The sequence below is a fragment of the Phenylobacterium sp. genome, from assembly GCF_036502675.1.
Taxonomy (GTDB): Bacteria; Pseudomonadota; Alphaproteobacteria; order Caulobacterales; family Caulobacteraceae; genus Phenylobacterium.
In genome coordinates this window covers 1-13,400 of sequence record NZ_DASXYF010000030.1, presented here as the reverse complement: position 1 = coordinate 13,400, position 13,400 = coordinate 1, and the positions used below count along the sequence as shown (strand labels likewise).

Below are 13,400 nucleotides of genomic sequence, written 5' to 3'. Positions count from 1 at the left end.
GAATCCGTCGCGATCCTGCGCAGCTGGCTTCACGAAACATGAAGCTGCCCGCCAAGAAGACCATCAACGACGCCTCCCGCCTGACCGGGCCGGAGAAGGCCGCGGTCGTGCTGTTGTCGCTGGGCGAGGAGCACGCCCACGTCTGGCAGTCGCTCGACGAAGAGGAGATCAAGGAGATCTCCCAGGCCATGGCCAGCCTCGGCAACGTCCATTCCAGCGTCGTCGAAGACCTGCTGGTCGAGTTCGTCTCCGGCATGTCGGGCGCTGGTGCGATCATGGGCTCCTTCGAGCAGACCCAGAAGCTGCTCTCGGCGATCATGCCGCCGGAGAAGGTCGACGCCCTGATGGAAGAGATCCGCGGTCCCGCGGGTCGGACCATGTGGGACAAGCTCGGCAACGTGAACGAGGCCGTGCTCGCCAACTACCTGAAGAACGAATACCCGCAGACCGTCGCCGTGGTGCTGTCGAAGATCCGGTCGGAGCACGCAGCGCGGGTGCTGGCCGCCCTGCCGGAAGACTTCGCGCTCGAGTGCGTCACCCGCATGCTGCGCATGGAGCCGGTGCAGCGCGACATCCTCGACAAGATCGAGCAGACCCTGCGGAACGAGTTCATGTCGAACCTGGCGCGCACCTCCAAGCGCGACAGCCACGAGCTGATGGCCGACATCTTCAACTCCTTCGACCGCCAGACCGAGGCGCGGTTCATCACCGCCCTGGAAGAGCGCAACCGCGAGTCCGCCGAGCGCATCCGCGCCCTGATGTTCGTCTTCGAAGACCTCAGCAAGCTCGACCCGGGCGGCGTCCAGACCCTGCTGCGGGGCGTGGAGAAGAGCCAGCTGGGTCTGGCGCTGAAGGGCGCCTCGGATGCCCTGCGCGAGATGTTCTTCTCCAACATGAGCGAGCGCGCCGCCAAGATCATGCGCGAGGACATGGAGGGCATGGGCCCCGTACGCCTGAAGGACGTCGACCAGGCCCAGACCAACATGGTCCAGGTCGCCAAGGACCTGGCCGCCAAGGGCGAGATCATGCTGGCCGGCGCCGGCGGCGACGACGAGCTGATCTACTGATGCGCACTCCCCTTCCTTTCCCTTCTCCCCTTGCGGGAGAAGGCGGCCTCCGAAGGAGGTCGGATGAGGGGTCTTTCAGACCTCTCCGCCGGCCGGCCGTGTTCGCCGCGGAAACGCCGCGCGCGCCCTCATCCGTCCGCTTCGCGGCCATCTTCTCCCGCAAGGGGAGAAGGAACGGGAACATTCGCCCATGACCGCCCCGCAGAAGTTCGCCTTCGACACCATCTTCGACGGCGAAGGCGACGTGGTGTTCTCCACCCCGCGGCCCAAGCGGCTCTATCCGGCCGAGGAGGTCGAGCAGATCCGCACCCAGGCCTACGCCGAGGGCGAGCAGGCAGCGCTGGCCGGCATGGCCGCGCTGCAGGCCCAGGCACTGGCCCAGGTGGCCGAGGCCTGCCGCGCCGCCCTGCCGGGCCTGGCCGGCGTCGCCCACGCCCACCGGGAAGGTTCCGCCGCCCTGGCCCAGGCCTGCGGCCGCGCCATCGCCGACGCCGCCCTCGACCGCTTCCCCGACGCGCCCCTGCGCGCCGCCCTGGCGGCGCTGGCCCGCGAGATCGAGGCCGTCCCGCGGCTGGTGGTCACCGTGGCGCCGGAGCTGCTGGACGGCCTCGAGGCGGCGCTCGCCGAAACCGCCCAGGCGGTGGGCTACGCCGGCGCCGTCCAGTTGCGCGGCGAGGCCGGCCGGGCCCGCGGCGCCTTCACCCTCGATTTCGGCGACGGCGCGGCGGCTTTCGATCCCGACACCGCCGCCGCGCGCGTCGCCGCCGCCCTCGACGCGGCGCTCGCCGCCGAGGGCCTGCATGCCGAACCGCTCGTCCCGGGCGCCGACCCCGTTCCTGCTGAAAGCTGACCCCATGTCCGATAGCGAACTCAAGCTCGACGAATTCGGCCCCGGCGGCGAGCCGCAGATCGACGCCTCCATCGAGGTCGAGGAGAAGAACGCCTCCGACCTGGCCCCGGTGTTCGACGTGCCGGTCTCCATCTCGGCGGTGCTGGGCCGGGCCACCATGTCGGTGGCCCAGCTCCTCCAGCTCGGCTCCGGCAGCATCCTCGAGCTCGACCGCAAGGTGGGCGAGGCCATCGACATCTACGTCAACAACCGCCTGGTCGCCCGCGGCGAGGTGGTCATCGTCGACGAGCGCCTGGGCGTGACCATGACTGAAATCATCAAGGACGGCGACACCGCGGCCTGAAGGCGGCGGCGCATAGGGAGAACGGATCATGCGGCTTCTGGTCGTCGGAAAACTCAACGGACAGCTCGCCACCGCGGTGAAGATGGCCATGGCCACGGGCGCCAAGGTGAGCCACGTGGAGACGGTGGCCGCGGCCACCCACGCGCTCCGCGCCGGCCAGGGCGCCGACCTGCTGATGGTCGATTACGAGCTGGATATCGCGGGCCTGATCGCCGCCAACGCCGCCGAGCGGATCACCGTGCCGGTGGTGGCCTGCGGCGTCGGCGCCGACGCCCAGCGCGCCGCCGACGCCATCCGCGCCGGCGCCAAGGAGTTCATCCCCCTGCCCCCGGACGCCGAGCTGATCGCCGCCGTCCTGGCCGCCGTCTCCGACGACGACCGGCCGATGGTGGTGCGCGACGCCTCGATGCAGGCGGTGATCGGCATGGCCGACCAGATCGCCCCCTCCGACGCCTCGATCCTGATCACCGGCGAGAGCGGCGTCGGCAAGGAGGTCGTCGCCCGCTACGTCCACCAGAAGTCGCGCCGGGCCCAGCGGCCGTTCATCTCGGTCAACTGCGCCGCTATTCCCGACAACCTGCTGGAAAGCGAGCTGTTCGGCCACGAGAAGGGCGCCTTCACCGGCGCAATCGCCCGCCGCATCGGCAAGTTCGAGGAGGCCTCGGGCGGCACCCTGCTGCTCGACGAAATCTCCGAGATGGACGGGCGGCTGCAGGCCAAGCTGCTGCGCGCCCTGCAGGAACGCGAGATCGACCGGGTGGGCGGATCCAAACCGGTGAAGGTGGACATCCGCGTCCTGGCCACCTCCAACCGCGACCTGGCCCAGGCGGTGAAGGACGGGACCTTCCGCGAGGACCTGCTCTACCGGCTGAACGTCGTGAACCTGCGCCTGCCGCCCTTGCGCGAACGCCCCGGCGACGTTCTCGCGCTGGCCGAATTCTTCGTGAAGAAGTACTCGGCCGCCAACGGCCAGCCGGTCAAGCCGCTCTCCGAGGAGGCCAGGCGCCGCCTGGCCGGCCACCGCTGGCCCGGCAACGTGCGCGAGCTGGAGAACGCCATCCACCGCGCGGTGCTGCTCTCCCCCGGCCCCGAGATCGGGGACGCCGCCGTGCGCCTGCCGGACGGCCAGCCCCTGACCCCCGCCGACGCCGGCGCGCGGGCCGCCCAGGCCGCGTCGCTCGCCGCCGAGACGGTCAGCCGCGCCTTCGTCGGCCAGACCGTGGCCGCCATGGAGCAGCAGCTGATCATCGACACCCTCAGCCACTGCTTCGGCAACCGCACCCACGCGGCCAACCTGCTGGGCATCTCGATCCGCACCCTGCGCAACAAGCTCAAGGAATACACCGAGGCCGGCGTCGCCGTCCCGGCGCACGGGGCCGCCAATGCGGCGTAGAGAGTTGCACCCCCTTTCCTCCCTTGTCCCGAAGAGGACGGGGGAGGAAAAATTACTGCACCCCACGCCGCTTCCTGAGCGCCGCTGATGGCTGACGCCGGCCTGACCCGTTCCGACTACGCCTCCGCCCCCAGCCCCCGGGAGATGCTGGGCTGGATCGCGCGTGGGGACGTGGCCATGGCGCTGGGCGTCGTCGGCATCATCGTCCTGCTGATCCTGCCGATTCCGGCCTTCCTGCTGGACGCGCTGCTGACGCTGTCGATCACCAGCGCGGTGCTGATCCTGATGACCGCGCTACTGATCAAGCGGCCGCTGGAGTTCACCGCCTTTCCCACGGTGCTGCTGGTCACCACCCTGTTCCGCCTGGGCCTCAACCTCGCCTCGACGCGGCTGATCCTCGGCCACGGCCACGAGGGCGCGCACGGGGCCGGCAAGATCATCGAAGCCTTCGGCAAGCTGATGATGGGCGGCAACTACGTCATCGGGGTGATCGTCTTCGTCATCCTGGTGATCGTGAACTTCGTGGTCATCACCAAGGGCTCCGGCCGGATCGCCGAGGTGGCCGCGCGGTTCACCCTCGATTCCATGCCCGGCAAGCAGATGGCCATCGACGCGGACCTTTCCGCGGGCCTGATCGAGGAAGCCGAGGCCAAGAAGCGCCGCAAGGAGCTGGAACAGGAATCGACCTTCTTCGGCGCCATGGACGGCGCCTCGAAGTTCGTGCGCGGCGACGCGGTGGCCGGCCTGGTGGTCGTGGGCGTCAACATCGTGGGCGGCATCCTGATCGGGGTGATCCAGCACAAGATCCCGCTCGCCCAGGCGGCCTCGTCCTACACCATCATGACCATCGGCGACGGCCTGGTGAGCCAGGTGCCGGCGCTGGTCATCTCCATCGCCGCGGGATTCCTGGTCTCCAAGTCGGGCGTCGAGGGCTCGGCCGACAAGGCCCTGGTGACGCAGTTGGCCATGAACCCGGTGGCGCTGGGCATGGTCTCCGCGGCCGCCGGCGTCATCGCCTTCGTCCCCGGCATGCCCATCATCCCCTTCGCCGTCGTCTCGACGGGGGCCGGCGTGCTGGCCTGGCGCCGCTCGCGCGAGGCCGCCGCGCCGCCGGCGGCGGAGATCCTCCCCGCCCCGCCGGCCGACCAGGAAGAGCCGATCGCCCAGACGCTGGCCATCGACGAGATCAAGATCGAGCTGGGCTACGGCCTGCTGCCGCTGATCAACGACCTGGAGGGCCGCCGCCTCACCGACCAGATCAAGGCGCTGCGCCGCACCCTGGCCGCCGACTTCGGCTTCGTGATGCCGGCGGTGCGCATCCTCGACAACATGCGCCTGCCCAGCCAGGGCTACTGCCTGCGGATCAAGGAGATGGAGGCCGGCTCCGGCGAGGTGCGCCTGGGCTCGCTGATGGCCATGGACCCGCGCGGCGGCCAGGTGGACCTGCCGGGCGAGCATGTGCGCGAGCCCGCCTTCGGTCTGCCCGCCACCTGGGTGGACGATTCCTTGCGCGAGGAGGCCACCTTCCGCGGCTACACCATCGTCGACCCGGCCACGGTGCTCACCACCCACCTGACCGAGATCCTCAAGGAGAACATGCCCGACCTGCTCTCCTACGCCGAGGTGCAGAAGCTGCTGAAGGATCTGCCGGCCGAGCAGAAGAAGCTGGTGGAGGACCTGGTCCCCTCCGTCGTCACCACCACCACCCTGCAGCGGGTGCTGCAGGCCCTGCTGCGCGAGCGCGTGTCGATCCGCGACCTGCCGGCCATCCTGGAGGGCGTCGGCGAGGCCGCGCCGCACACCGCCTCCATCACCTTCCTGGTGGAGCAGGTCCGCACCCGGCTGGCCCGCCAGATCTCCTTCGCCTACCGCGGCGAGGACGGGGCGCTGCCCATCGTCACCCTGACTCCCGAGTGGGAGAACGCCTTCGCCGAGGCGCTGGTGGGCCCGGGCGAGGAGAAGCAGCTGGCGCTGGCCCCCTCCCGCCTGCAGGAGTTCATCCGCGGGGTGCGCGACACCTTCGAGCGCGCCGCGCTGTCCGGCGAATCGCCCGTCCTGCTCACCAGCCCCGCCATCCGGCCCTACGTCCGCTCGATCATCGAGCGCTTCCGCGGCCAGACGCCGGTGATGAGCCAGAACGAGGTGCACCCGCGGGCGCGGCTGAAGACCGTGGGCTCCATCTGACCCCGGCCGCCAAAGGCCCTGGGGTTATCTGCGGCGTTGCCGTGACGGCCTTGCGCTGCTAGCGGTTTTCGCGCGAGGGGCGATGATGGCGCCCGCAGCCTGGGATAGCGAATGCGCCGACTATTACCCGAGGGCCTCGAGGACTCGATCGTCTGGGACCTCTTGACCTTCGAGCGGCTTATGACCAACCGGGTCATCCACTGGATCTACTGGGCGGGCCTCGGCCTCGTGGCGTTCATAGCGTTCGGCGCCGTGGGCGCGGCGGTGGGCGTGGCGCTGCGCGAGGCCAGCCTGCGGGGGTTCCTGCTGGCCATTCCCATGCTGATCGGGGGCCTGCTGGTCGCCGGCGTCTTCGGCCTCCTGTGGCGGGCGTTCTGCGAGTTCTACGTCGCCATCTTCCGCATCAGCGAAGACCTCCACGCCCTGCGACAGGCCGGCGTCGATCCCCTGCGCCGGACCCTGCCGCCGCGGTAACCCACTTTTTGAACGTCATTCCCGGTCCTGTGCCGGGAACCTATGAACGCCGGGCGCACCTGCATGGGCGCAGAGGCCACGACCGCACCTGGCATGTCAGCGGTTCCGGCGCGGCAAGCTGAAAGACAGGTCGTCGACGGCCTGAGGGGGAAGCTACCCCCTCGTCGCGATCAGCGACTTGGTCAGCCCCGCGATCCGCTCGTCCACATGGGTCGCGTCGGGGAACAGGAAGCGGAACTGCGTCTTGTCCAGCAGCCGGGCGTGCTGCACGTCGCGCATGGCGGCGCCCAGGTCCGCGGCCCGGCCGGCGAACCCGTGCCCGCGCCGCATCAGCGCCTGGGCGCGGCCCTGCTCCGAGCGCCAGTGGAAGAACGGCGTCGAGAAGTGCGGCTCGATGGGAAACCAGAAATAGGGCGTCTGCACGTAGTAGCGCGGCGCCAGCCGGCGCGCCTCGGCGGCGAACGCCTCCATCCGCGGCCAGTCGCCCACATGCTCCACCACCGAGTTGGAATGCACCAGGTCGAAGGCCCGGTCGGCGTACTGCGGCATCGCGCAGGCGTCGCCCTCCATCGCCTCGAACATCGGGTCGTCCACCTGGAACGCCTGCGGGTTGACCAGGGTGATGTGCACCTTCGCTCCCTCCAGGAACCCGCGGTCGAACAGCCGCCAGTAGTCCGGCTCGCCGCCCAGGTCGAGGATGCGGCAGCTCCCCGCCTCCGCCGCCGTGCGCGCGATCAGCTCCACCACCCGGCGCGCGCGGGCGCGGCGCATGCGCATCGCCAGCGAGTTGGGATTGTCCGGGTCCTGCAGGGCGTAGATCAGCCGCATCAGCCCCGCACCTCCTGCAGCGCGGCCGCCAGCGCCGCAGCCGCCGGCTTCGGCCGGCCCTGGTCGTCGAACACCGCCGGCATGTCCGCGGCGTTCTCGCCCTTCAGCCAGGAATCCCGGTCGCGCAGGCCCCAGAGGGTGAGCGCGAACCGCTGCCGCGCCGGCAACGCCCCCAGCGCCTGCGCCGCCTCGGCGTAGAGCCGCGCCTGGCCGGCCTCCAGGTCCGCGCGGCGCGCGAAGCGCTGCCGCGCGCGGCTCAGCGACACGTCCAGCTCGGAGACGTGCACCGGCAGGCCGAAGCGTCCCAGCGCCGCCACGGCCTTGGCCAGCGATCCCGCCGCCAGGTCGGCCGGCATGTGCGTCTGGCACCCCAGCCCGCCCACCGGCGCACCGGCCGCCAGCAGCCGCTCCACCAGTCGCTGGAACGTATCCAGCTTCTTGGGGATGATCTCGAGGTTGTAGTCGTTGAGGAACAGCACCGCGTCGGGGTCCGCCGCCCGCGCCACGTGGAAGGCGCGCTTCATGTGGTCGAAGGCCCCCAACCGCTGCGACCACAGGCTGTCGCGCCAGCCGTTCCCGTCCTCGGCCACCGCCTCGTTGACCACGTCCCAGCCCGCCACCTGGCCGCGATACCGGCCCGCCACGCTGGTGATGTAGCTGTCGTAGGCCTTGCCGAAGCTCGCAGGATCCGCGGCCATCTGCTCGAAAGCCTTGGGCTTCTGGGCGTACCAGACGAGCGTGGTGCCGTAGAGGCGCATCCCGTTGGCCCTGGCGAAGCCCGCGATGCGGTCCGGCCGGTCGAACAGCAGGCCGCCGTCCGGCTGGACGATGTACTCCATCTTCATCTCCCACTCGGGCGTGAGCTGGGAGCATTGGGTGAGCGCCAGGTTCACCCAGTCCGGCTGGTCGAGGTGGGCGACCTGCAGGCAGGTCCCGACGGGGAACGGCGCGGCGGTCTTCAGCGGCGGCACGAAGCCGATGTCGGCCGGCGCCGACCGGGCCGGCCGGTCGCACGCGGCCAGCGCCAGGGCGCCGGCGACGACGCTACGGCGGTTGAACGCCCCCGATCTCACCGCCCGCCCGACGCCCGGCGCAGGCCCAGCTCGTCCAGCTCGGCGGTCTCGCGCCGACCGGCTTCCTTGCGCTGCAGGGTCCGGGCCGTCTCGGCCACGTGCTCGTACTTCTTCTGGGTCTCGAAGGCCTCGGCCAGGGCGTCGCGCACGCCCTGCTCTTCCGCGAGCAGGCGGGCGATCTCCGCCTCCGCCTCGGCCTTGCGGTGGCGCAGGCCCTTCACATAGGCCGCGTGGCTCCAGCCGGACTCCGGGTCGTCCCGCGCCTGCACGGCCTCCGCCTCGCCCTCGGCTTCCAGCATCAGCCGCCTCATCTCCGCGGCGGCGCGGCGGCCGGAGACCTCCGCCATCCGCTTCTGGACCACCTCGACCTCATAGGCCGAAAGCTTGATCAACGAGTCCGCCCAGCTCACGCCGCCTCACTTTCCACGATCTGCGTCAGGGCCCCGAAGGTGTCCTCCAGCGAGGTCGCCTCGTCCTTGTCCTGGCCGAGGAACGCCTCCAGCGCCGGGATCAGGGCGATCGCCCGGTCCACCTGCGGGTCGGAGCCCGCCCGGTAGGCGCCGATGCGGATCAGCTCCTCCATGTTGGCGTAGGCCGACAGGCTCCGCCGCGCTTCCGTCACCGCCCGCCGCTCGTGCGGCAGCTGGCAGCCGGGCATGGTCCGGCTGATCGATTTCAGCACGTTGATCGCCGGGAACCGGCCGCGCTCGGCGATGCCCCGCTCCATGACGATGTGGCCGTCAAGGATCCCGCGCACCGCGTCGGCGATCGGCTCGTTGTGGTCGTCGCCGTCCACCAGCACGGTGAACAGGCCGGTGATCGGCCCCGCCGTGGTGCCGTCCGGCCGGATCGGCCCCGGCCCGGCCCGCTCCAGCAGTTTCGGCAGTTCGGTGAACACGGTGGGGGTGTAGCCCTTGGTGGTCGGCGGCTCGCCGGCGGCCAGGCCGATCTCCCGCTGGGCCATGGCGAAGCGGGTGACGCTGTCCATCAGGCACAGCACCTCCAGCCCCTGGTCGCGCAGGTATTCCGACACCGCCAGCGTCATGTAGGCCGCCTGCCGCCGCTTCAGGGCCGGCTCGTCGGAGGTGGCCACCACCACCACCGCCCGCTTCAGCCCCTCCTCGCCCAGGGTCTCCTCGATGAACTCGCGCACCTCCCGGCCACGCTCGCCGATCAGGCCCACCACCACCGCGTCGCAGTCGGCGTTCTTGGCCAGCATGGACAGCAGCACCGACTTGCCGACGCCGGAGCCGGCGAAGACGCCGAGGCGCTGGCCGCGGCAGCAGGTGGTGAAGACGTTCATGGCGCGGACGCCGAGGTCCAGCCGCTCGCCCACCCGCGCCCGGGCGTGGGCCGAGGGGGGCGGGGCTCTGAGCGGATAGGCGGCGACGCCTTGGCCAAGCGGACCCTTGCCGTCGACCGGATTGCCGAAGGCGTCGATCACGCGGCCGAGCCAGGCCTTGGTCGGACGGACGGCCGAGCCCAGGGGCTCGATGCGGATTTCCGCGCCCGGCGCGACGCCCTCCACGGGGCCGAAGGGCATCAGGAGCGCACGGGTGTCACGAAAGCCCACGACCTCGGCGGAGAGCGGCTTTTCGCCCAGGCGCACGATCTCGGCGCGGGCGCCGACCGCCAGTCGGGTCAGCCCGCCGCGGGCCTCGATCAGGAGGCCGTTCACGGCGGCCACCCGGCCGGACACGGTCAGTGGATCCAGCCGCTCGACCGCGGCCACTAGACTCTTCAAGAACAGCCCTCGAAATCTGGGCCGTAGAATCCGTTAACGCCCTTAAGGGGTGGTGAAGATCAGCGCAGCGCCTTGGCCAATTTGCGGGCCGCGCGCGGATGCGCCGCAGCCAGCCTGGCGACCTGCACCGGCCGACGTTTCACGAGGCCGATCACCGCCGGACGCACGGCGCGCGCGACCCGCGGGCGCGCCACCGACGCGGCCTGCGCGATCCGGCTGCGACCGAACCAGAGCGCGATGCCGGCGACCGCCAGCAGGCCGACGCCCGCCACCACGCCCGGATGCTTCCTGGCCTCGGTCACCGCCGTCAGGCCCTTGCCCTCCGGCGCCACCGCCATCTGGCCCATCGGCTTGGCCACGGCATGCAGCGCCGCCTCCGCGGCGGCCCTGGCCGGGCTGTCGTGACGCCAATCCTTCGGCAGTTTGATCAGGGTCGCGGCGACCTTGCCCTTCGCCTGGCGAAGCTCGGCGCGGGCGGCCCTGCCGATCCGCGAACCGAAGGCCACCAACGCGCCGGCGACGGCGTCTTCGCCGAGATGGCCAGCCAGCGCCTTGGCGGCGTGGACCAGGGAGGCCTCGTTACCGCCGGCCTCGATCCAGCTGTCGATGTGGCCGAAGCGGGCCGCGGCCGCCCGCGCCACGCGCTCGCAGCCCTCGGCCGTCGCGGTATCGCCAGCCACCGGATGGCAGCGGCCGCCGTCCTTGCCGGTCTCCAGGCAGGCGGCGCGCACTGCGGCCTCGTCAGGGGACGCCAGCACCACCGCCGCACCGGCCTTGGCCGCCAGCTTGGCGATCTCCAGGCCCAGGCCCGATGTCGCGCCGCCGATCACGATGACCTGGTCGCCCAGGTGTTTGAACTTACCGTGCATGGTTTCTCCCGACGTCGCCGCCCGCTGAATCTGGGGATGAAACGGCCTGAGGAAAAGCCCGTTCCCCCGACCCTCGGTTCGCCCGGCCTGTCCAATCACAAAAGATTCAACACCCCTGCGACTCGATGGCCGGCCTGCGACTCTTGAAGCGGATTCCGCATCGGATTAACGATTCGGCTCGGACGGACACTCCCGATTAACCAGTCTTAAATTAACTCGGCGGCAGGTTAACGGCGAGGTCCAGGCGGATTCACTGAATTCGCGGGCGCGCGGGGACGAGCAGGAGAGACGGATGCGGGTACTGTTGATCGAAGACGACAGCGCCACGGCTCAGAGCATCGAACTGATGCTGAAGTCCGAGGGGTTCAACGTCTATACGACCGACCTTGGTGAAGAAGGCGTCGATCTGGGCAAGATCTACGACTATGACCTGATCCTGCTGGATCTGAACCTGCCCGACATGAGCGGAATGGACGTGCTGCGCACGCTCCGCGTCGGCAAGATCAATACGCCCATCATGATCCTTTCGGGTTCCGCCGAGATCGACACCAAGGTGAAGACCTTCTCGGGCGGCGCCGACGACTACATGACCAAGCCCTTCCACAAGGACGAGCTGGTCGCGCGCATTCACGCTGTTGTCCGCCGGTCGAAGGGCCACGCCCAATCTGTGATCAAGACCGGCGACATCCTCGTCAACCTTGACGCCAAGACGGTGGAAGTGAACGGCCTGCGGGTCCACCTGACCGGCAAGGAATACCAGATGCTGGAGCTGCTCTCGCTGCGCAAGGGCACCACGCTCACCAAGGAAATGTTCCTCAACCACCTCTACGGCGGCATGGACGAGCCGGAGCTGAAGATCATCGACGTCTTCATCTGCAAGCTTCGCAAGAAGCTGGCCGCGGCCGCCGAGGGCAAGCACCACATCGAAACCGTCTGGGGCCGCGGCTATGTGCTGCGCGACCCGCAGGAAATGATGGCCACGGTCGCCGCCTGAGGGCGCCAACCCGCCGATCGAACGAACGGAACGCCCGCCCACACCGGCGGGCGCTTTCGTTTCTGGCTTGAGCGTCTAGGGTCCCACCTAAGAATACGTCGGGAGGACGACCCTTGGGACGATTGCTTGCGCTCCTCGCGGCGCTGATCGCGGCCGTCGTGATCGCCTGGGCCGGCGAGCAGCCGCCCAAGCCGGTTCCCGCGACCGCGCCCGACACGGCGTTCTCCGCCGACCGGGCCATGGCCGACGTCGCCGCCATCGCCTCGGTCCCGCACGCCATCGGGTCGGACGCCAACCACGCGGCCCGCGACCGCCTGCTGGCGCGGATGACGGCGCTGGGCCTGAGCCCACAGGTCCATCCCGGCGTCGGCGTATTCAACCGTGCGGTCCGCGGCGACCTCCTCATCTCCGGCGGCCAAGTCGAGAACCTGGTGGGCGTCCTGCCCGGGCGCGACCGCGCCGCGCCGGCCGTGGCGCTGATGGCCCACTACGACAGCGTCGCGGGCTCTCCCGGCGCCGCCGACGACGCGGCCGGCGTGGCCACGGCGCTCGAGAGCGTGCGCGCCATCAAGGCCCAGGGCGTTCCGGCGCGCGACGTGATCGTCCTCCTCACCGACGGCGAGGAAGCCGGGCTGCTGGGGGCCGACGCCTTCTTCAACCGGGACCCCATGGCCAAGCGGATCGGCTTCCTCTTCAACATGGAGGCGCGCGGCGCGGCCGGCCGGGTGCAGATGTTCCAGGCGGGCGAAGGCAACGGCGCGGCGGTCGAGCTGCTCCGCAAGACCGCGCCCGATTCCCGCGCGTCCTCGCTCACCGGCTTCATCTACCTCCACATGCCCAACGACACCGACTTCACCGTGTCCCGCAAGGCCGGGGTCGCGGGCCTCAACTACGCCTTCCTCGGCCACCAGTTCGAGTACCACTCTCCGACCTCGACCCCGGCCACCCTCGACCGGGGAACCTTGCAGGACATGGGCCGCCAGGTGCTGGCCACCGCCCGCGCCATCGCGTTTTCGCCGGCCCTTCCGGCCCGGACGCCGGACGTGGTCTACAGCCAGGCCCTGGGCGGCCTGACGCTGGTCTATCCGCCGGCCGTCGGCTGGCTGATCCTGATCGCCTCGGCGCTCCTGATCGCGGTCGCCGTGATGCGAGCCCGGCGGATCGAGGCCTTCGCCTGGACCGACGTCCTGCGCGGCGTGGGCGCGGGCCTGTTCGCGGTCGTGGGCGGCTGTGCGGTGCTGCACTTCGCGCGCCTCGCCACCGGCTCGGCCTTCGGCTTCATGGAACAGCGCTTCCTGCTGGCCCAGGCCGACCGCTGGGAAGCGGCGGTGATGTTGCTGGGGCTCGGGTTCCTGATCTTTGCCGCCGCCGAGCTCGCCCGCGGCCGCCGCTTCATCGCGCTCGCGCCGCTGGCGGCGGGCCTCGGCAGCTGCGGCCTCGTCGCCCTGGCGCATGGCGGCCTCGACAAGATGGGCCTGGGCCTGGGCGTCGTGGCCGCCCTCCTGGCCGTGGTCTCCTACGGACGGCCGGTCAGCCGCGCGGGCGCCTGGACGGGGGTCCTGCTACTGGGTCTCGTCCTGG

Annotated in this window: 13 protein-coding genes; 8 read left to right on the top strand and 5 right to left on the bottom strand. The window is 70.5% G+C overall.

Annotation, left to right across the window (positions count from 1 at the left end; all coding sequences use genetic code 11):
* Positions 1–38 precede the first annotated feature (38 nt).
* From fliG to VGL30_RS03675, 6 genes are all read left to right on the top strand, one after another.
* Positions 39–1,067: a flagellar motor switch protein FliG gene (gene fliG, locus VGL30_RS03700; RefSeq protein ID WP_331536913.1), complete on the top strand. Its 1,029-nt coding sequence runs from the start codon at positions 39–41 to the stop codon at positions 1,065–1,067.
* A gap of 190 nt (positions 1,068–1,257) precedes the next feature.
* The gene (locus VGL30_RS03695) at positions 1,258–1,917 is read left to right on the top strand and encodes a flagellar assembly protein FliH (RefSeq protein WP_331536910.1); all 660 of its coding nucleotides are present in this window, start codon (positions 1,258–1,260) and stop codon (positions 1,915–1,917) included.
* A 4-nt stretch (positions 1,918–1,921) separates the two neighbouring features.
* Positions 1,922–2,260: a flagellar motor switch protein FliN gene (fliN, locus tag VGL30_RS03690; protein ID WP_331536908.1), complete on the top strand. Its 339-nt coding sequence runs from the start codon at positions 1,922–1,924 to the stop codon at positions 2,258–2,260.
* Positions 2,261–2,288: 28 nt separating this feature from the next.
* Entirely contained in the window at positions 2,289–3,653 is a 1,365-nt protein-coding gene (locus VGL30_RS03685) for a sigma-54 dependent transcriptional regulator (protein WP_331536906.1), read from the top strand.
* 87 nt (positions 3,654–3,740) lie between these two features.
* On the top strand, positions 3,741–5,837 hold the full coding sequence (gene flhA, locus VGL30_RS03680; RefSeq protein ID WP_331536904.1) for a flagellar biosynthesis protein FlhA: 2,097 nt from the start codon (positions 3,741–3,743) through the stop codon (positions 5,835–5,837).
* A 111-nt stretch (positions 5,838–5,948) separates the two neighbouring features.
* Positions 5,949–6,311 (top strand): DUF4282 domain-containing protein, encoded by a 363-nt coding sequence (locus VGL30_RS03675; protein ID WP_331536902.1) that lies wholly within the window; start codon positions 5,949–5,951, stop codon positions 6,309–6,311.
* 153 nt (positions 6,312–6,464) lie between these two features.
* Here the strand turns inward: VGL30_RS03675 and VGL30_RS03670 are convergent, their stop codons facing one another.
* Genes VGL30_RS03670 through VGL30_RS03650 form a run of 5 tightly spaced genes read right to left on the bottom strand, consistent with a single transcriptional unit; the run spans position 6,465 to position 10,825 of the window.
* The gene (locus VGL30_RS03670) at positions 6,465–7,139 is read right to left on the bottom strand and encodes a class I SAM-dependent methyltransferase (RefSeq protein ID WP_331536900.1); all 675 of its coding nucleotides are present in this window, start codon (positions 7,137–7,139) and stop codon (positions 6,465–6,467) included.
* Entirely contained in the window at positions 7,139–8,212 is a 1,074-nt protein-coding gene (locus VGL30_RS03665) for an endo-1,4-beta-xylanase (RefSeq protein ID WP_331536898.1), read from the bottom strand. The genes VGL30_RS03670 and VGL30_RS03665 overlap by 1 nt, the downstream gene beginning before the upstream one ends.
* A complete protein-coding gene (locus VGL30_RS03660) occupies positions 8,209–8,622 on the bottom strand; it encodes a flagellar export protein FliJ (protein WP_331536896.1) in 414 nt (137 codons plus the stop codon). The genes VGL30_RS03665 and VGL30_RS03660 overlap by 4 nt, the downstream gene beginning before the upstream one ends.
* A complete protein-coding gene (gene fliI, locus VGL30_RS03655) occupies positions 8,619–9,956 on the bottom strand; it encodes a flagellar protein export ATPase FliI (protein WP_331536893.1) in 1,338 nt (445 codons plus the stop codon). The genes VGL30_RS03660 and fliI overlap by 4 nt, the downstream gene beginning before the upstream one ends.
* 59 nt (positions 9,957–10,015) lie before the next feature.
* A complete protein-coding gene (locus tag VGL30_RS03650; protein ID WP_331536891.1) occupies positions 10,016–10,825 on the bottom strand; it encodes an SDR family NAD(P)-dependent oxidoreductase in 810 nt (269 codons plus the stop codon).
* Positions 10,826–11,117: 292 nt separating this feature from the next.
* Between VGL30_RS03650 and ctrA the strand changes: the two genes are divergently transcribed.
* Entirely contained in the window at positions 11,118–11,819 is a 702-nt protein-coding gene (gene ctrA / locus VGL30_RS03645; protein WP_331536889.1) for a response regulator transcription factor CtrA, read from the top strand.
* Positions 11,820–11,932: 113 nt separating this feature from the next.
* Positions 11,933–13,400 (top strand): M20/M25/M40 family metallo-hydrolase (locus tag VGL30_RS03640; protein WP_331536887.1); only part of this gene is annotated, 1,468 nt, incomplete at its 3' end.